General features: G+C 33.6%; 17 protein-coding genes. 13 read left to right on the top strand and 4 right to left on the bottom strand.

What is annotated here, in order from left to right:
* Positions 1–72: 72 nt before the first annotated feature.
* A complete protein-coding gene (locus O9307_RS02610; RefSeq protein ID WP_298295043.1) occupies positions 73–789 on the bottom strand; it encodes a DUF4197 domain-containing protein in 717 nt (238 codons plus the stop codon).
* Between the two features lie 32 nt (positions 790–821).
* Entirely contained in the window at positions 822–1,676 is an 855-nt protein-coding gene (purU, locus tag O9307_RS02615; protein WP_298295045.1) for a formyltetrahydrofolate deformylase, read from the bottom strand.
* A gap of 287 nt (positions 1,677–1,963) precedes the next feature.
* On the opposite strand from purU, the gene O9307_RS02620 reads away from it, so the two are divergent.
* The gene (locus O9307_RS02620) at positions 1,964–5,404 is read left to right on the top strand and encodes a methylmalonyl-CoA mutase family protein (protein ID WP_298295047.1); all 3,441 of its coding nucleotides are present in this window, start codon (positions 1,964–1,966) and stop codon (positions 5,402–5,404) included.
* Between the two features lie 88 nt (positions 5,405–5,492).
* Here O9307_RS02620 and O9307_RS02625 read toward each other — a convergent pair whose 3' ends face one another.
* A complete protein-coding gene (locus tag O9307_RS02625; RefSeq protein WP_298295049.1) occupies positions 5,493–5,888 on the bottom strand; it encodes a FimB/Mfa2 family fimbrial subunit in 396 nt (131 codons plus the stop codon).
* 185 nt (positions 5,889–6,073) lie between these two features.
* On the opposite strand from O9307_RS02625, the gene O9307_RS02630 reads away from it, so the two are divergent.
* The 3 genes from O9307_RS02630 (at position 6,074) to O9307_RS02640 (ending at position 8,435) form a co-directional block, all read left to right on the top strand.
* Positions 6,074–6,946, top strand: coding sequence for an AraC family transcriptional regulator (locus tag O9307_RS02630; protein WP_298295051.1), 873 nt, complete (start codon positions 6,074–6,076; stop codon positions 6,944–6,946).
* A gap of 66 nt (positions 6,947–7,012) precedes the next feature.
* Positions 7,013–7,864, top strand: coding sequence for an alpha/beta hydrolase-fold protein (locus O9307_RS02635; RefSeq protein WP_298295053.1), 852 nt, complete (start codon positions 7,013–7,015; stop codon positions 7,862–7,864).
* A gap of 73 nt (positions 7,865–7,937) precedes the next feature.
* Entirely contained in the window at positions 7,938–8,435 is a 498-nt protein-coding gene (locus tag O9307_RS02640) for a hypothetical protein (protein WP_298295055.1), read from the top strand.
* 70 nt (positions 8,436–8,505) lie between these two features.
* Here O9307_RS02640 and O9307_RS02645 read toward each other — a convergent pair whose 3' ends face one another.
* The gene (locus O9307_RS02645; protein ID WP_298295057.1) at positions 8,506–9,459 is read right to left on the bottom strand and encodes a TerC family protein; all 954 of its coding nucleotides are present in this window, start codon (positions 9,457–9,459) and stop codon (positions 8,506–8,508) included.
* A 295-nt stretch (positions 9,460–9,754) separates the two neighbouring features.
* On the opposite strand from O9307_RS02645, the gene O9307_RS02650 reads away from it, so the two are divergent.
* The 9 genes from O9307_RS02650 (at position 9,755) to O9307_RS02690 (ending at position 19,100) form a co-directional block, all read left to right on the top strand.
* Complete coding sequence (locus O9307_RS02650) at positions 9,755–11,944, top strand: glutamine synthetase III (RefSeq protein WP_298295059.1); 2,190 nt, start codon at positions 9,755–9,757, stop codon at positions 11,942–11,944.
* Between the two features lie 343 nt (positions 11,945–12,287).
* The gene (locus O9307_RS02655; RefSeq protein ID WP_298295061.1) at positions 12,288–13,133 is read left to right on the top strand and encodes a hypothetical protein; all 846 of its coding nucleotides are present in this window, start codon (positions 12,288–12,290) and stop codon (positions 13,131–13,133) included.
* A gap of 67 nt (positions 13,134–13,200) precedes the next feature.
* Positions 13,201–13,719 (top strand): hypothetical protein, encoded by a 519-nt coding sequence (locus tag O9307_RS02660; RefSeq protein ID WP_298295063.1) that lies wholly within the window; start codon positions 13,201–13,203, stop codon positions 13,717–13,719.
* A gap of 2 nt (positions 13,720–13,721) precedes the next feature.
* Complete coding sequence (locus O9307_RS02665; protein WP_298295065.1) at positions 13,722–14,138, top strand: hypothetical protein; 417 nt, start codon at positions 13,722–13,724, stop codon at positions 14,136–14,138.
* A 23-nt stretch (positions 14,139–14,161) separates the two neighbouring features.
* The gene (locus O9307_RS02670; protein ID WP_298295068.1) at positions 14,162–14,461 is read left to right on the top strand and encodes a CsgE family curli-type amyloid fiber assembly protein; all 300 of its coding nucleotides are present in this window, start codon (positions 14,162–14,164) and stop codon (positions 14,459–14,461) included.
* A 12-nt stretch (positions 14,462–14,473) separates the two neighbouring features.
* Positions 14,474–14,878 (top strand): curli production assembly/transport component CsgF, encoded by a 405-nt coding sequence (locus O9307_RS02675; RefSeq protein ID WP_298295070.1) that lies wholly within the window; start codon positions 14,474–14,476, stop codon positions 14,876–14,878.
* A 1-nt stretch (position 14,879) separates the two neighbouring features.
* Positions 14,880–16,253: a CsgG/HfaB family protein gene (locus O9307_RS02680; protein ID WP_298295072.1), complete on the top strand. Its 1,374-nt coding sequence runs from the start codon at positions 14,880–14,882 to the stop codon at positions 16,251–16,253.
* Positions 16,254–16,298: 45 nt separating this feature from the next.
* On the top strand, positions 16,299–17,780 hold the full coding sequence (locus tag O9307_RS02685; RefSeq protein WP_298295074.1) for a carboxypeptidase regulatory-like domain-containing protein: 1,482 nt from the start codon (positions 16,299–16,301) through the stop codon (positions 17,778–17,780).
* Between the two features lie 141 nt (positions 17,781–17,921).
* Positions 17,922–19,100 carry an AIR synthase related protein gene (locus O9307_RS02690; protein ID WP_298295076.1) on the top strand — a complete coding sequence of 393 codons (1,179 nt, stop codon included), beginning with the start codon at positions 17,922–17,924 and terminating at the stop codon, positions 19,098–19,100.
* Positions 19,101–19,199 lie beyond the last annotated feature (99 nt).

A 19,199-nucleotide genomic window follows, 5' to 3' on the forward strand; every position in this document is an offset into this window, starting at 1 on the left:
TATTACTTTGTTGCCAATAAGTTAAGTCTATTTGATGGCTTTTTTTTGGTCATTTTTTCTTGTTATAATATGTTAATCTTGCATAGCAAAAACTTTCTTTAAAACTGTAGAAGTTCTTGATTGTAAATTAGTTCTGATATTTTTTTCTTCAATGGCAATCATTTTAAAAACGCCTTCTAGTGCTTTGTTGGTTACATAATCATTCAAGTCGGGATTGATTTTTGAAACCAAAGGAACGGTATTGTATTTTTGAATGATTCCATTCCAAATTTTATCAGCACCAACCTTTCCGATGGATTGTTGTACTACAGGAAGAAATTTAGCATATAATTCTTTGTTGGTGGATTGCTGTAAATAGGTTGTAGCAGCATTTTCATTACCCATCAAAATGGTTTTAGCATCCGCAATTTTGATGTTTTTTATAGCAGCTACAAATACGGGAGTTGCTTCTTTTACGGCATCTTCAGCGGCTCTATTCAGGGCTTTAATTCCGTCATCGGCTAGCGAACCCATTCCTAGTTTACGTAATGTTTTGTCGACTTTGGTTAACTCTTCTGGCATTACGATTTTGACCAATTCATTTTTGTAGAAACCGTCTACTTGCGTCAATTTCGAAACTTGTTCGGTGATACCTTTGTTTAAAGCTTCTTTTAGTCCAGCCGCGATATCTACGGTTCCGTTTTTGTTTAAAATACCAGTTGCCGTTTCGGATGATTTTTTTAGAATATTTTTGATTTGAGCGTTACCCATAATAGGTAATACAATAAGTAGGATTAAAAATTTCTTCATTAGGATTTTGTGGTTTATTGAATGGATATAAGTTACAAAAATACTACAGTTTTGTTGTTATACACCATAGTTTTTCGTTCAGCATGCAATTTAATGGCTCTTGCCAAAACCATTCGTTCTAAATCACGTCCTTTCATAATAAAATCTTCTATAGAGTGACTGTGGGTTACACGAGCAATATCTTGTTCGATGATTGGGCCTTCGTCCAAACCTTCGGTGACATAATGACTAGTAGCGCCAATGATTTTTACACCGCGTTTAAATGCTGAATGATAAGGTTTAGCCCCAGGAAAAGCGGGTAAGAAAGAATGATGGATATTGATAATGTTGTTTTGGTACTTTTCAATCAGTTTAGGGGTAATGATTTGCATATAGCGCGCCAATACAATGAAGTCGATATTGTATTTATCTAATAACTCTAATTGTCCTTTTTCTCCAATTTCTTTAATTTCTTTGGTGAAAGGAACGCAATAAAAAGGAATAGCAAATTGTTCAGCTACTTTTCTTAAATCTTCATGATTGCTAATGATTACAGGGATTTCAAGTGGTAATTCGCCAGCACTATAACGTCCCAAAATATCGTATAAACAATGATCGTATTTAGAAACAAACAGAGCCATTCTCGGTTTTTGCTTTTGCGGATAAATTTTCCAATCCATATCGAATGGAAGAGCTAAATTGTTTTCAAAATCAGCTTTTATGGCTTCTATAGGCCATTTTTCTGACTCTAATTCGCATTCCAATCGCATAAAAAAAACATTTTCATCGGCATCCACGTGTTGGTCCAAATAAATAATGTTTCCTTCTATCGAGGCGATATAGTTGGTAACTGAGGCTATAATTGACTTTTGATCTTTACAATGAATGAGGATGGTAATTTTTTGCATTTTTTCTTTTAATTGTGCTTTATTACTAGGTTTTAAAATGTTTTTATCATTAAACGTACTGAATGACTATTTTTTTGTTTATTTGAGGACAAAATCTTGTTTGTTTTAGAATCAAAAGAAAACGTTTTCTTTTGATTCTATTGCGATTAGTTATCCTTTTTTACCAAAACTAACTTATTTTTTTTAAGAAATAGCAGCATTTAGTTGTTTTATAGTAATTCAATAAAATGCTAATTTTTATTTTAAAAAATGTGTAATTTGGCGCTATTAATTATCATATTCATAAAATGGAACCACAAAAACCTTATATTCCTGTTAATAAAGTAAGAATTGTTACCGCAGCCTCACTCTTTGACGGTCATGATGCCGCTATAAATATTATGCGTCGTATTATTCAGTCAACTGGAGTAGAGGTAATTCATTTGGGGCATGATCGAAGTGTAGAAGAAGTAGTAAATACAGCTATTCAAGAGGATGCCAATGCGATTGCAATGACTTCTTATCAAGGGGGACATAACGAATACTTTAAATATATGTATGATTTGCTTCAAGAAAAAGGAGCAGGGCATATCAAGATTTTTGGCGGAGGCGGAGGCGTTATTTTGCCTTCAGAAATTGAGGAATTACATCAGTACGGTATCACCAGAATTTATGCTCCAGATGATGGACGCGCTATGGGATTACAAGGAATGATTAATGATTTGGTGGAACGTTCTGATTTTGCTATTGGTGATCAATTGTCTAATGAATTAGAATTAATTGAAGATAAAACACCAACTGCGATTGCAAGACTTATTTCGGCAGCAGAGAATTTTCCAGAAATTGCAAAACCAGTTTTTGATACAATTCATACTAAAAATGAAACTTCTAAAATTCCCGTTCTAGGAATTACAGGAACCGGTGGAGCTGGAAAATCTTCTTTGGTAGATGAATTGGTTCGTCGTTTTTTAATTGATTTTCCAGAGAAAACCATTGGATTAATCTCTGTAGATCCATCAAAACGTAAAACAGGTGGCGCCTTGTTAGGCGATAGAATTCGTATGAATGCAATCAATAATCCTCGAGTTTATATGCGTTCGTTGGCGACACGTCAATCTAATTTGGCTTTGTCTAAATATGTAGCCGAAGCAATTCAGGTGCTTAAGGCGGCGAAATACGATATTATTATTTTAGAAACTTCAGGAATTGGGCAATCGGATACTGAAATTATGGACCATTCAGATGTTTCATTATACGTAATGACACCTGAGTTTGGTGCAGCTACGCAATTGGAAAAAATTGACATGCTTGATTTTGCCGATTTAGTGGCCTTGAATAAATTCGACAAGCGTGGTGCTTTGGATGCGCTTAGAGATGTGAAAAAACAATACCAACGCAATCATAATTTATGGGATGTAAATCCTGATGAAATGCCTGTTTTTGGTACTATTGCTTCTCAGTTTAACGATCCAGGAATGAACACGCTCTACAAATCGATTATGGATAAAATTGTAGCCAAAACGAGTTCGGACTTAAAATCGACTTTCGAGATTACTCGTGAAATGAGCGAGAAAATTTTTGTCATTCCACCACATCGCACGCGTTACTTATCTGAAATAGCGGAGAACAACCGTAAATATGATGAAACGGCTTTGAGTCAAGAGCAAGTGGCTCAAAAGTTATACGGAATTTATAAAACAATCGAAACAGTTTCTAATAAGAAGCCAGAACTCAATAAAGCTGGAATTGATGACGCGTCTGTATTGCCATCTGCTACAGCGCCGCATGATGAAAACCGCATCTTTTTGAATTTACTTTTGAATCAATTCGACAAAGTAAAAATGGATTTAGATCCTTACAATTGGGAAATGATTCTGACTTGGAATGAAAAAGTAAATAAATATAAAAATCCTGTTTATACTTTTAAAGTTAGAGATCGTGAAATCAAAATGGCAACGCATACCGAAAGTTTGTCGCATTCACAAATACCTAAAGTTGCTTTGCCAAAGTATAAAGCTTGGGGTGATATTTTGCGTTGGTGTTTACAAGAAAATGTTCCAGGAGAATTTCCATTTACTGCAGGATTGTATCCTTTCAAACGCGAAGGTGAAGATCCTTCTCGAATGTTTGCAGGTGAAGGTGGTCCAGAGCGAACGAACAAACGTTTTCATTATGTAAGTGCAGGTTTACCAGCCAAAAGACTTTCGACAGCTTTTGATAGTGTGACTTTGTACGGAAACGATCCACACATTCGTCCTGATATTTATGGTAAAATCGGAAATGCAGGAGTTTCTATTTGTTGCTTGGATGATGCTAAAAAACTGTATTCGGGTTTTGATTTAGTGCACGCTATGACTTCGGTGAGTATGACTATCAATGGACCTGCGCCTATGTTGCTTGGATTCTTTATGAATGCTGCTATCGATCAACAATGTGAGATGTATATCAAGCAGAATGATTTGGTGGATGAAGTAGAAGCTAAGATAAAAGCGATTTACCAAGAAAAAGGAGTAGAGCGTCCAAAATATCAAGGTGATTTACCAGAAGGTAATAATGGTTTGGGATTACTACTTTTGGGAGTAACAGGGGATCAAGTGTTGCCATTGGAAATTTATAATGAAATTAAAGCCAAAACATTAGCGCAAGTTCGTGGTACCGTTCAAGCGGATATTTTAAAAGAAGACCAAGCACAAAACACTTGTATTTTCTCTACGGAGTTTGCGTTGCGACTAATGGGTGACGTTCAGGAATATTTCATTGCGAAAAATGTCCGAAACTTTTATTCGGTTTCTATTTCAGGCTATCATATTGCCGAGGCTGGAGCTAATCCTATTACGCAATTGGCTTTTACTTTAGCCAATGGTTTTACTTATGTAGAATACTACTTGAGTAGAGGAATGAACATCAATGATTTTGGACCAAATTTATCGTTCTTTTTCTCGAATGGTGTAGATCCAGAATATGCAGTTATCGGACGTGTTGCCAGAAGAATTTGGGCGAAAGCTTTGAAAAATAAATATGGAGCCAACGAAAGAGCTCAGATGTTGAAATACCACATTCAAACTTCAGGGCGTTCTTTGCATGCTCAAGAAATTGATTTCAATGATATTCGTACGACTTTACAGGCTTTGTATGCGATTTATGATAACTGTAACTCTTTGCATACCAATGCGTATGACGAAGCTATTACAACGCCAACAGAAGAATCGGTGCGTAGAGCTATGGCTATTCAGTTGATTATTAATAAAGAGTTAGGTTTGGCTAAAAATGAGAATCCAATTCAAGGTGCTTTTATTATCGAAGAATTAACTGATTTGGTGGAAGCAGCCGTTTTACAAGAATTTGATAGAATTACAGAGCGTGGTGGAGTGCTTGGAGCTATGGAAACCATGTACCAACGTTCTAAAATTCAAGAAGAAAGTTTGTATTACGAAACATTGAAACATACAGGTGAGTTTCCAATTATTGGGGTAAACACATTTTTAAGTTCTAAAGGATCTCCAACGGTAATTCCAGCGGAAGTGATTCGAGCTACCGAAGAAGAAAAGCAATACCAAATCACTATGTTGAATAATTTGCAAAAAGCCAATGCAGATTTGGTTGCTCAACATTTAAAAACCTTGCAAGAAGCAGCTATTAAGAATGAAAATATCTTCGATCATTTGATGGAAGCAACAAAAGTATGTTCTTTAGGGCAAATTACAGCTTCTTTGTTTGAAGTAGGTGGACAATACAGAAGAAATATGTAATGCTGAATAAGTTCTAAAAAAAAAGGCTGTCCGAAAAAAATTTGGGCAGCCTTTTAAAAAGTATGAATTTTTATTGTCGAAGTACTATTTAATTAGAAGCAACATTTTGGTTTGCAGAAGAAGTCTTGTAAACTTCTAAGTAAGCTCTTTTGCTCAAGGAAGCTTCAGAGGCTGAAACTTTTATTTCGTGTGTTACTTCTTTAAGATCAGTTTTTACTACCAATGTGTAAGTTCCCATTGGTAATTCATCTAAGTTGTAGTTTTTTACAATTCCATTCTGACCCAAAGCTTTTTCAGAAAAAATTAAGTTGTTTTCTGCATCATATATAGCAATGCTGGCTTTTTCAACGCCATTCATTGCAAAGCTAATTTCGTTACCTTTTCCTTTTTTTACGTTAAGTAAAAAATCTCCCTCTACTGCATAAGTATTAAAACTTGCTAATGCAAATACTGCTACTAAACCTAATTTTTTCATCATTTTCATAATCTCTATTATTTAAATTATTAGTCATTAATTATTTTGCTAAATTACGCTGATTTTAAAAGAATTAACGCAACATGGTTTTCATATATGTGTGTTATTTTACCATTTAAGAAAACGTTTTATGTTAAAAAAAGGTAAAATTGAGTTGTGTTTTAGTAGTTTTGTTTGTAATCAATTCTGGCGTAATGAAAAAAGTAGAAGCTGCATTAGAAATTATTACTCCGTCCTATGGTAGTTCGTTTACCATAGCTAAATATGAAGAAAGTACCAACAGTAAGGCAAATCTTTGGCATTATCATCCAGAAATTGAATTGGTTTATGTGCATGGAGGATCAGGAAAGCGTCAAATAGGAAGTCATCTTTCTTATTTCACTGATGGTGATCTTATACTGATTGGCAGTAATTTACCTCATTGTGGTTTTACCAATTCTCAAACGGGTAATGAATCTGAAACGGTTATCCAAATGAAACCTGATTTTTTGGGGAATGATTTCTTCTCTATTCCTGAAATGGCTGCAGTAAAGAATTTGTTGCAACAAGCTAAAGCAGGCATAGCTTTTTTGGGAGGAACTAAAGAAAAAATTGGAGCAAAAATTGAATTGATGAATCAAATGGATCCTTTTGATAGATTGATGGCACTTTGGAGCGTGCTTCATGATATGAGTGTGTCTAATGAAAATCTTGTTTTGAATGCAGTTGGTTTTTCTTTAGAATTGCAAGTCCAAGATAACGACAGAATTAATGTGGTTTTTAATTATGTAAAAGATCATTTTCAAGAGCCAATTGCATTGGTAGAAGTGGCTGATTTAGTGAGTATGACGATTCCTTCTTTTTGTAGGTATTTTAAGAAAATAACGAATAAGACTTTTACCACTTTTGTAAACGAATACAGAATCGTACATGCATCTAAGCTTTTAGCTGAAAAACCCATGAGTATTAATGAGGTGTGTTTTGAGAGCGGTTTTAATAATTTTAGTCATTTTAATAAATCTTTTAAAGCTTATACGGGCAAAAGTGCTTCTCAATACCGTAACGAATTGAAAACAATTTTAAAGTAAGTTGTTATATTTTATAGAAGTTTCAAACTTTAAGTTTTGTAAATTGCAGTTTATAAATTTTTTAAAATGAAAAAACTGAAATCCGTTATCTATTGGTGTTTGTTTTTTAGCTGTCCATTTCTTTTTGCAGCCAAAGTCGATACCCTTCAAGTAGCAAGTATTGCGATGCATAAAACATACAAAGCCGCAGTTGTGCTTCCAAATTCTTATACAAAAAGCAAAACGGCATATCCAGTATTATATTTGTTACATGGTGCTTACGGTCATTTTAATGATTGGTTAAGTAGAACGCCCAATAAAGAGGTAGTCAAAAATCTTGCGGATCAATATGATTTGATTATTGTGATGCCAGAAGGAGAAACGTTCAGTTTTTATTTGGACAGCCCAATAAATTCGGGAAGCCAATTTGAGACATTTATCACCAAAGAAGTTATTAGTACTGTTGATAAAACATACAGAACAATTGCAGATAAACGTGCTCGTGCTATCACGGGTTTGTCTATGGGAGGTCATGGTGCTCTTTATTTATCTGCCAAACATCCAGAGTTGTTTTGTGCGGCTGGAAGTATGAGTGGTGCTGTTGACATGAGTGCTATGCTTAATAGGGAATCATCAGCACAAGTCGTACAACTCATGAAGCCTGTTTTTGGTGATCAAAGCGCTAATCAAGAGATGTACGTAAAATACTCCGTGTTACAATTATTAGATACCATTAAGTCTAATAAATTGCCTTTAATACTAGATTGTGGCGTTGATGATTTTTTAATCGAACCCAACAGAGAATTACACCGCAGATTACTATATAATAAAATAGAACATGACTATACCGAGCGTCCTGGTGCGCATACCTGGGAATATTGGGAGAACGCTCTGCCATTTCATGTTTTGTTTTTTAACAAAATAGTCTCTAGAAAATAGTTAATTTGGTTTATTTCAAAACTTTGGTTCGATTTTTGAACAACGCATTACATAACATAAAAATTAAATAATTATGAAACGAATAATTACATTATTTGCTATTATAGGATTAGTAGCATTTTCAGGTTGTACAAATGAAGACAATGTAGATTCAGATACTATTGCTGAAGTGTTTGAGTTAAAGAATGTGAATTTTGATTATAATGCAACAGATGGTTATAATATTTATAGATCTTTAAATCCTAAAATTTTTTCTTCAGATGTTATTCTAATTTATCGAATGATTGGAACGATAGATTCTTCTACACCTGTTTGGCAGCAAATTCCAAGAACTTTGTACACAACTCAAGGAGAGTTGGATTATGATTTTGATTTCAGTAAAGAAGATTTTACAATCTATGCTGGTGGAAATTATAACTTGGCTTTGACGCCGCAATTTCTAAATAATCAAACTTTTAGAATCGTGATTGTACCGGGTTATTTCTCCAAAACTTTGGATACAAATAATTACATATCAGTGATGAAAGCTTTGAATTTAAAAGAAAATCAAGTGCAACAAATTAGATTGTAGTTGTACTTTATAATTGAATACAAAAAAAAAGCTGTGAAGTATATAATTCACAGCTTTTTTTGTGCTTTTATTACTCGATTACATCTTCGTCTTTGCTTAGTTTTAAAGAAACTAATACACCGGTAAGTAGTGATAGGGCAATAAATCCAAGCGAAGCCCATTCAGGAACTTGAATATAGTCATGGAGCAACATTTTTAATCCTACAAAACTTAAAATTGCGATTAAACTGTATTCTAAATAGCTAAATTTAGTCAACATATTAGCTAAGAAGAAATACATAGAACGTAATCCTAGAATAGCAAAAATGTTTGAGCTAAATACCAAAAATGGATCTGAAGTAATGGCTAAAATAGCAGGAACGCTATCAACGGCAAACAAGACATCCATTACTTCAATAACTATTAAGGCTACAAAAAGAGGAGTCGCATGATTCTTGTCATTGATTTTAATAAAAAAATGTTCCTTGTCTGTATGTGAAGTTAAAGGCATGATTTTGCCAAGAGTTTTGTAAATAAAAGACTCTTTGGGCTCAAATTCATCATCTTCGCCAGCAAAAAACATTTTGATGGCAGTAAAAAGCAAGAATGCTCCAAATAAATAAGTTGTCCAAGCAAATTTGTTGATGATTAATACACCAAAGAAAATCATTAATCCTCTAAAAATGATAGCGCCTAATATTCCCCAAAAGAGCACTCGATGTTGATACTTCTGTGGAATTTTGAAAGCAGAAAAGATAATGGCAATAACAAAAATATTATCAACACTCAATGATAATTCGATTAAGTAGCCTGTGATAAACTTCATTGCAGCTACAGTAGGTTTTAGAGCGGTTGGATTTTCAACATATCCATAATTGTAAAGCCAATAGATTACTCCCGAAAAAATCATGGATAAAGTGAACCATATTAATGTCCATTTACTGGCTTCTTTAGTATTGATTATATGAGGATTTTTATTAAAGACACCTAAATCTAGTGCCAAAATACCCATAATCAGTGTGATAAATAAAATCCAAACAAGCATAAAAATAAGATTAGAATTGCTACAAATGTAGTTGTTGGTTTTAGATTAGTGAAATTTTTTGATTAAAAGTTATTTGCAAGTCGCTAAAGTTTTAAGAATAGGAAATTTAATTCTTGAAGGTAAAAAATAAAAGAGCTTTAAAATTATCAACTTGTTATTATTTGGGGGTTAAAATGAGAAATGTTTAAAATTTAATTTGTACCCCTTAAAATGTATAGGTAAAATTTCATTAAACTAATAAATCATTTATATTTGCACAAAATAATAGGGGTTTAATAAATAAAAATAATCTTTTATGTCTACATTACGTTTTCAAGCTTTAAGAGAAGCATCTACAAGAAAGCCAGTTAAATTTGAAGAATCAGATAGAAAATCATCTCTTTTTGGTTCAAATGTGTTTAATGATAAAGCCATGAAGCAATATTTGACTTCAGACGCTTATAAAGCAGTTAAAGGAGCTGTTTTGCACGGAACAAAAATTGATAGAAAGATTGCTGATTATATCGCAATGGGTATGAAAGAGTGGGCTTTGTCTAAAGGAGTTACTCATTATACTCACTGGTTTCAGCCTTTAACAGGTACAACTGCTGAAAAACACGATGCTTTTTTTGAAACATCTTATGACGGAAGCGATCCTGTAGAAAAATTTGGTGGCGCACAATTGGTACAACAAGAACCAGATGCCTCAAGTTTTCCAAATGGAGGAATTAGAAATACTTTTGAAGCAAGAGGTTATACGGCTTGGGATCCAACTTCTCCAGCGTTTATTTATGGTACAACTTTATGTATCCCTACTATCTTTATTTCTTATACAGGAGAAGCTTTAGATAACAAAATTCCATTGTTAAGAGCTTTGTCAGCTATGGATGAAGCCGCTACTGAAGTATGTAAATATTTTGATAAAAACGTTAAGAAAGTTACTGCTACTCTAGGATGGGAACAAGAATACTTCTTAATTGATAAATCTTTGGCAAATTCTCGTCCTGACTTGATGATGACTGGTAGAACTTTATTAGGACATACTTCTGCAAAAGGACAACAATTAGATGATCATTATTTTGGTTCTATTCCTTCTCGTGCTTTAATGTACATGAGAGACTTGGAGCAAGAATGTATGTTATTAGGAATTCCTGTAAAAACGCGTCATAATGAGGTAGCACCAAACCAATTTGAGTTAGCACCTATTTTTGAAGAAACAAACTTAGCTGTAGATCATAACTGTTTGTTAATGGATGTGATGGGTAAAGTTGCAGAAAGACATAACTTAACGGTTTTGTTACACGAAAAACCATTCAAAGGCGTAAATGGTTCAGGGAAGCATAACAACTGGTCATTAGCAACAGATACGGGGGTTAACTTGTTGAGTCCAAGTAAAACACCTATGAGCAACTTACAATTTTTAACTTTCTTTGTAAATACAATCAAAGCCGTTAATGATTATGAAGAATTGTTAAGAGCTTCTATCGCTACTGCTAGTAATGATCATAGATTAGGGGCTAATGAGGCACCACCAGCAATTATTTCGGTATTTATTGGTGAGCAATTAACAAAAGTACTAGCTGAGTTAGAAGGTGTAACCGCTGGAAAATTATCTCCTGAAGAAAAAACAGACTTAAAATTGAACGTTGTTGGCAAAATTCCAGACGTACTTTTGGATAATACAGATAGAAACAGAACGTCTCCATTTGCTTTTACAGGAAATAAGTTTGAGTTTAGAGCAGTAGGTTCTTCTGCCAACTGTTCTAATGCAATGACTACTTTGAATGCTATTGTTGCAAAACAATTGAGAGATTTTAAAGTGGAAGTTGATGCTTTGATCGAAGCAAAGGACATGAAAAAAGATGATGCTATTTTTAATGTGTTAAGAGAATATATTAAGCAATCTAAAAAGATTCTTTTTGAAGGAGACGGATACAGCGATGCGTGGGCTAATGAAGCTGCAAAAAGAGGGCTAAGCAATTTCAAAACTACACCTGAAGCATTAAAAGCTAGAGCGTCTAAAAAAGCATTAGATTTATTTGCTGAGTTAGGGATCATGAATCATGTTGAGGTTGAAGCTCGTTATGAAATTGAATTAGAAGAATACACTAAGAAAATTCAAATTGAAGGACGTGTTTTAGGTGATATTTCTAAAAACCATGTGATTCCAACAGCTATTCGTTATCAAAATACCTTGATCGAAAATGTTAAAGGATTAAAAGATATTTTTGGTTCGGATTATGAAACCGTTGCCAAAGAGCAAATTATTTTGATTAAACAAATTTCTGGTCACATCGAAGGAATCAATTCTAAAGTAGCTTTGATGACTGATGAAAGAAAAGTTGCAAATAACTTGACAGATGCACAAGAAATGGCTGAAGCATACTGTAATAAGGTAAAGCCTTATTTTGAAGAGATTCGTAATCACTGTGATAAATTAGAGCTCTTAGTAGACAATGAATTATGGACTTTGACTAAATACAGAGAGTTATTGTTTACTAAATAATATACAACTACTACTTACTTTGAAAGGAACCTAATTTTAGGTTCCTTTTTTTTACGTATTTTCTTTCTATTTACATATATTTTTTCCTACGTAGTTTTAACTTCAAATTGCAGTTAGTCGGACTACAAACACACTTCATCGAAAAGTTGATTAATAATTTAAAATACAACAAATTAGATTTTTGATGTGTCTCTAAACCATACTATCTTTGGCTCAACAAATAAGCAAAGCTTGATTTATTTTACAGATTAAGCCTGCTTATAACGAAAAAGTGATGCCCCTAATTACTTTTTTGAAAACCTACATGATAAGTTGTATTAATAACCAATTAAATATATTTATTATGAAAAAAGTAGTTTTAAGCGTCTCAGCGATGCTAGTTTCGGTCTTTGGATTTGCACAAGCAAATACCAGTAATGTTGCTCAGTCTGGGGCAACTCAAACATCAATTGTTACTCAAAATGGAGGGGCTAACTCTTCTGATGTAGATCAATTCGGAGTTAGTAACAAATCAGAAGTTTATCAAGGTGTTAAACCAAACACTTACAATGCCAAGGATAACAAGGCGGTTGTAAAACAAGATGGTACAAGCAATTCAGGTTTTATTTCTCAAAGCAACAAAAACAATGAAGCTTACCAAACTCAAACAGGAGCAAGAAATAGTGCTACTATTTGGCAAGATCAAGTGGTAGGATCTGCAACAGCTTTAGGAGGAAATGACAAAGCTTGGCAAACTCAAACAGGAAGAGATAACAAAGCCACTATTGATCAAGGAACTACGGGTAATGATAAACCAACTGGTTCTCCGTTTTCTGTAAGTCAAATCGCTGCTGCAAATGGTGTAGCTGTACCTGTAGATCCGCACAATAACAATCAAGCTACACAAACACAAGTTGGGGATTTTAATACCGCTTATGCAAGCCAAGGTGGAGTAACTAATAAATCTTATCAAACGCAAACTTCTCCTGGAGGTACAATAGCTGCTGATAAAAATGTTTCAAACCATTATCAATATGGTACTTCAAATTTGGCAACGACTTTGCAAAATGGTAAAAAATTGACACAAAACAGCCTTCAAATTGGAGCTAACAACACTTCTTGGGTTTCTCAAACTGGATATGGTCACAGTAGTGTGAACTATCAAAATGGTGCCGGAAATTCAATAACTGTAACTCAAACAGGATTGTAATACCTTTAATGCAAATGAGATAGTCTAATGTTAATTAGACTATCTTTTTTTTTTTAAATAAATAAAAATGAAAACAAATTTCTTTTGTTTCTTTCTGTTATTTTCCACTATTTTATTTGGTCAAGAAAATGAAAAAAGCGGACAATTTAAAAATTATAGTTCTACACTTTTTAATTCAACCGATAATGCATTAAACGTAATTTCTGCTATGAATACTAAAGCTAGCGCCGACTTTAGTGGGACTAGTAGTAATAGTGTTTTGATTCAACAAATAGGAAATAATAATCAAACATTTACTAATGTAAATGCAAAAAATGTTGAGGTATCTGTAAACCAAACCGGTACTGGTAATAATCTTATGATTAGCAAAGAAGCTAATTCGGTTAGACAAAATATTGCTCAACAAGGGAGAAATAATTTTATAACGGATTACAGCTCTTTCACTTATAACGCTATTAATATGGAGATTGTTCAAAATGGAGATAATCAAAGTGTTCAAAATTTTGGTACCAATTCATTATCTAAAGACATGAAGATTATTCAAACTGGGACAGGATCTTCGGTAGTTATATTTAATAAAAATTAAATATGCTTAAGTTATATAATTGTTTTATTTATCTGTTGACTTTCTTCATTGGGTTAACTACTGCGTATAGTCAGGTTCCTCAAAATGAAATAAAGGCGAAACTTGAATTAGAAACTATTGAAGGTTCAATAAAAGTAACTGGACTAGTTGAAAATTTGACCGCTGTCACCAAAAGCGCCACTTATAAATTATCTGTAATAAAAAATAATGCAATTACTTCTAATGAAAATCAATCAAACAATGCCCAAGAAGGAGTATTTACATTAAATCCTAGAGAAACTCAAAAACTTTGTGTTACGCAACTTTCAAGAGGAGAGGAAGATAATATTATAGTTCTACTGATTCTATATGATGAAAATAAACAGATTATAGGCAAGGATCGAGTGGTTATAGGCGATGAAAAAAAAAAGAGGATGTAATAATTCCTATTGATGGTTTTGAAATGAAAGGAATAGTATTAGATGATACAAAAACTAAGATAGGAAAAGATTTCTATGATAAGTATTATTATAAATACAATGATATTGGAATAAATGCTAACAAAATAGTGACAATAGGTGAGGAATTTAGCTTTGGTAGAAACACTAAAATAATAATTACCGTAAATAATGAAGTTATTTATGAATTTTTATCCAGACCTGAGGATGATTTTATTGAAGCCGTAGCCCAAGAATCAATAGAAGCAACTTATTATTATTTAAAAGAGTTAGAATCGCAAAGCAAATATTTCACTCAGTATTAATTTTTTTGTCTTATGAAATTTAATTTACTTCTCATTTTATTACTTAGTACTTGTTTTTCACTTACTGCGCAAGATATGGTTTATAAGCCTAAGAATCCTGCCTTTGGAGGTGATACTTTTAATTATCAATGGTTACTTAGTTCAGCTGAAAATCAAAATAAGCATGTTGATAAATCTGTTTCTAATAAAAGCAAAACAGAATTGGAACAATTTACGCAAAGTTTAAATTCCCAATTGCTTAGTCAAGTATCTAGATCACTTTTTGCACAGCAATTTGGAACAGATGGAATTTCAGTTGGTTCATATACATTTGGGAGTTTGGCAGTAGATGTTTATCCTTCAGAAGGAGGTCTAACCGTCAGTATCTTAGATACTAAAACAGGAGAAGAAACAAAAGTGATCATCCCAAAGAAATAGTATGAAAAAAAACATAAACCTACTTTTTATTTTGTCCTTTGTTTTGAATAGTTGCGGCGCTTACTTTAATCAGCCAACTGGTGTACAAAAAGCAATTATTGGAGAAAGCACTCCAGCAACTTCCTCACTAAAAAAATTACCACTGCCTAAGGAGCAAGTTGTGGTAGGTATTTATAAATTTAGAGACCAAACCGGACAATATAAAGACGCAGAAAACGGAACAACCTTTAGTACAGCTGTGACACAAGGCGCAACTTCTATTTTAATCAAAGCACTCGAAGATTCCAAATGGTTCGTTCCTATCGAAAGAGAAAACATTGGAAATCTGCTGCAAGAACGGAATCTGATTCGTTCAACTAGACAAGAATATGCCAAAAATGCCAATCCTAATGAAACACAAATTTCACCATTATTATATGCAGGAGTTTTGTTAGAAGGAGGAATAATTTCTTATGATTCAAATATCATTACAGGAGGTTTTGGAGCTCGATATTTTGGAGCTGGAGGCTCTGTCAAATATAGACAAGATAGAGTGAGTGTTTACCTTAGAATGATTTCAACAGCCAATGGCAAAATCTTGAAATCTGTTTATGTTTCTAAAACGATACTTTCTCAAGCAATAGATCAAAGTTTATTTCGATACGTTAACTTCAAAAGATTATTAGAAGTAGAGACAGGGTATACTACCAATGAACCCGTTAATATGGCTGTGACCGAAGCAATTGAAAAAGCAGTTGAATCGCTTGTTATTGAAGGGCTTAAAGATGATATTTGGAAAGCTAATGCGCCTCAAAAAGTTGTAGATGATTTGGTGGCAAAATATGATGATGAAAAAGTTGCTGCAGACGATGCTTTGTTGTTTGGAAGAGATCGAAACGAAAAAAGAGGACGTTTTGGAATTGAAGCTAGTGGAGGAGTTACCTATATGGACGGAGATTACACTGATCCCACGGTTAAACCAATGGGAAGGGGAGCGCTAAAGTTTTATTTTACCCCTAACTTCTGTATTAGTGCCTCTACAAATGTGTTCAAACTTGGGAATAAGAATAAACTTGATGTGGGTTATGCAACATTAGATGCTAATCTAGAATTTTTGATGCTTCCTTATGATGCCTTGACTCCTTATGTTTTTATTGGGACTGGTACAGGTTTTAATTCCAAATTTGAAAATGTTCATGCTAAAATCCAATATGGAGGTGGATTAGAATATTTAGTAACCAATAATTTTGGGATAAAATTGTACGGAGAATACAATATGACCTTTTCAGATAATATTGATTACATCAGTAATGGCGTAAGGGACGATTATTATTGGCGATTTGGATTAGGCATGACTTATTATTTTCCAAAAAAACTAAAGTTAAAAAAACGATAGTTCTCAGTTTTTGAAAGCAGTTAATTTTAGATAATGATTAAATAAATGAAAAAGATATATTTTATAGTAATAATTTGCTTTTCATTGTTTTTAGCTTGTAGCGAAGAGCAAATTGATAATGCAGGCAAGGGAACAGTAAGAGGAAGGGTAGTAGATAAAGTAAAATTTGAACCCATTGCCAATGCTAAAATTACGTCAAGTCCCACTACTAGTACTATTTTTACAGATAAGGATGGATACTTTGTTTTTGATGATGTACCTACAGGAGAGTACTCTTTTCAAGCTCAGAAAGACGGGTATTTAGCAAAATTTGAGCCAACCACTGTAACCCTTAATGGAGTGAGTCAAATTGTTTTTGAATTGGACGTGTCAACTGCCAATAATAAGGCACCAGAAATTCCGACATTAACAGCACCCTTAGATAATGTAACCAAGCAACTTACGACTGCAAAATTAACTTGGACAGCAAAAGATATCGATAAAGATCCTTTGGCCTATACCGTTACACTAAAAAATGCAACTTCAGATGCAGTAACTACTTTTGCCGATTTAAAAACTACAAGTTTAGATTTGACTAATTTAAGTTATAATACCAAATATTTTTGGCAAGTTTCTGTTTCTGATGGGATTAATAAACCAGTGAATAGTGTCACTTTTTCTTTTACAACGTTGCCATTTCCAAATGTCAGGTACTTGTTTGTTAAAAAAGTAAATGCTAATAATACGATTTTTGCTGCTGATGAAGCAGGGAATCAGTTGCAATTAACCCCTTCTGAGATGAATAGTTATCGTCCAAGAAAGAATTTACAAGCCAATAAAATAGCATTTATAAGCTCTGATGGATCACAAAATCATATTTATACTATGAATACTGATGGTTCATCAGTAAAAAAAGTTACCAATACCGTTCCTGTTGCTGGATTTAATATGGAGCATGTTGGGTTCAGTTGGGATGCAACAGGTAGTCAATTGATTTACCCTAACTTTGATAAATTATACAAAATTAATGTTGATGGTACCGGACTCACGCAAATTTATCAAACACCAAACGGGAAGTTTATTTCTGAGTGTCTCTGGAGTAACGATGGGAATTCTATTGTACTAAAAGTTAACAACAACATCGGGTATGAGGTGGAAGTATATGTGATTTCTGCGTCTGGAGTTTTCCAATATTCTGTTTTAAATGGCATTAGTGGTGCAGTAAGCGGGCTAGACATGACAGTAGATAATAGTAAGATAGTATTTACTCGTGACGTTTCAGGATTTCAAAATTTAGAATATCGCCGTTTGGATTCAAGAATTTATATTTTTAATACTGCTTCCAAAGTAATTACTGAACTCAATAGTAATAAGACAGCAGGTTTTAATGATTTGGATGTTCGTTTTTCTCCAAACCAAGCCGAAGTCATTTATGTAAACACCTCAAATGATGGTATATCTTCAAAGAATATTCAAAAAATAAGTATGACAAACGTAGAATCAAGAGTTGTCTTGTTTGCAGGTGCTTCTATGCCTGATTGGAAATAAATACCACTTCATTTTTTCATTTTGTTTTTAAAACCGGTACGATTTTAGGATCTATCGGTTTTTTTATATCCAAGTTTGGGTTTAAACCAAGAAATTAAAAAAACTGGTTATCTTTGCATCACATCAACACAAACTAATTTCATGAGTTCAGATACTTCTAAAAGATATGCACAACGTGGTGTTTCGGCATCCAAAGAAGATGTGCATAATGCTATTAAAAACATCGATAAAGGTTTATTTCCACAAGCATTTTGTAAAATTGTCCCTGATTACCTTACCCAAGATAAAGACTATTGCTTGATTATGCATGCCGATGGCGCAGGAACCAAATCCTCATTGGCGTATATGTATTGGAAAGAAACTGGGGATATTTCTGTTTGGAAAGGCATTGCGCAAGATGCATTAATTATGAATATTGATGATTTATTGTGCGTAGGAGCTACTGACAATATTTTACTTTCTTCTACTATCGGAAGAAACAAAAATCTAATTCCTGCTGAGGTGATTTCGGCGATTATTAATGGTACTGAAGAATTAATTCAGGAACTGGCTACTTTTGGAGTGACCATTCATTCTACCGGTGGTGAAACGGCCGATGTAGGTGATTTAGTTCGTACTATCATCGTAGATTCTACGGTTACTGCACGAATGAAACGTTCCAAAGTAATTGATAATGCCAATATTCAAGCTGGTGATGTTATCGTTGGTTTGGAATCTTTTGGTCAAGCTACTTATGAAAAAGAATACAACGGAGGAATGGGAAGTAACGGATTAACTTCTGCCCGTCACGACGTTTTCGAGAAATACTTAGCCACCAAATATCCTGAGAGTTTCGATGCCGCTGTTCCTTCAGACTTGATTTATTCTGGACAAGTAAGATTGACGGATGCCGTAGAAAATTCACCAATCGATGCTGGTAAATTGGTCTTATCACCAACTAGAACTTATGCGCCGATAATAAAAGCTATTTTAGATAAATATGCTGCTAACGAAGTGCACGGAATGGTACACTGTAGCGGAGGAGCACAAACTAAAATCTTGCATTTTGTCAATAATTTGCATATAATAAAAGATAATTTATTCCCAGTACCGCCTTTGTTTAAATTGATTCAAGAACAATCAAAAACCGATTGGAAAGAAATGTATCAAGTATTCAATTGTGGACACAGAATGGAGTTGTACGTTCCAGAAGCTATCGCACAAGACATCATTGCGATTTCAAAATCGTTCAATGTCGATGCGAAAATTGTAGGTAGAGTAGAAGCCTCAGATGCCAAGAAACTAACCATCAACAGCGAATACGGTACTTTCGAATACTAAATAGGTTAAAAGTTTAAAATGGTTTAAGCAACTAACGATTACATCTTTTAAACAACCTTAAACTTTTAAACCATTTTAAACCATTTTAAACAATCTTAA

The organism is Flavobacterium sp., from assembly GCF_027531905.1.
Taxonomy (GTDB): Bacteria; Bacteroidota; Bacteroidia; order Flavobacteriales; family Flavobacteriaceae; genus Flavobacterium.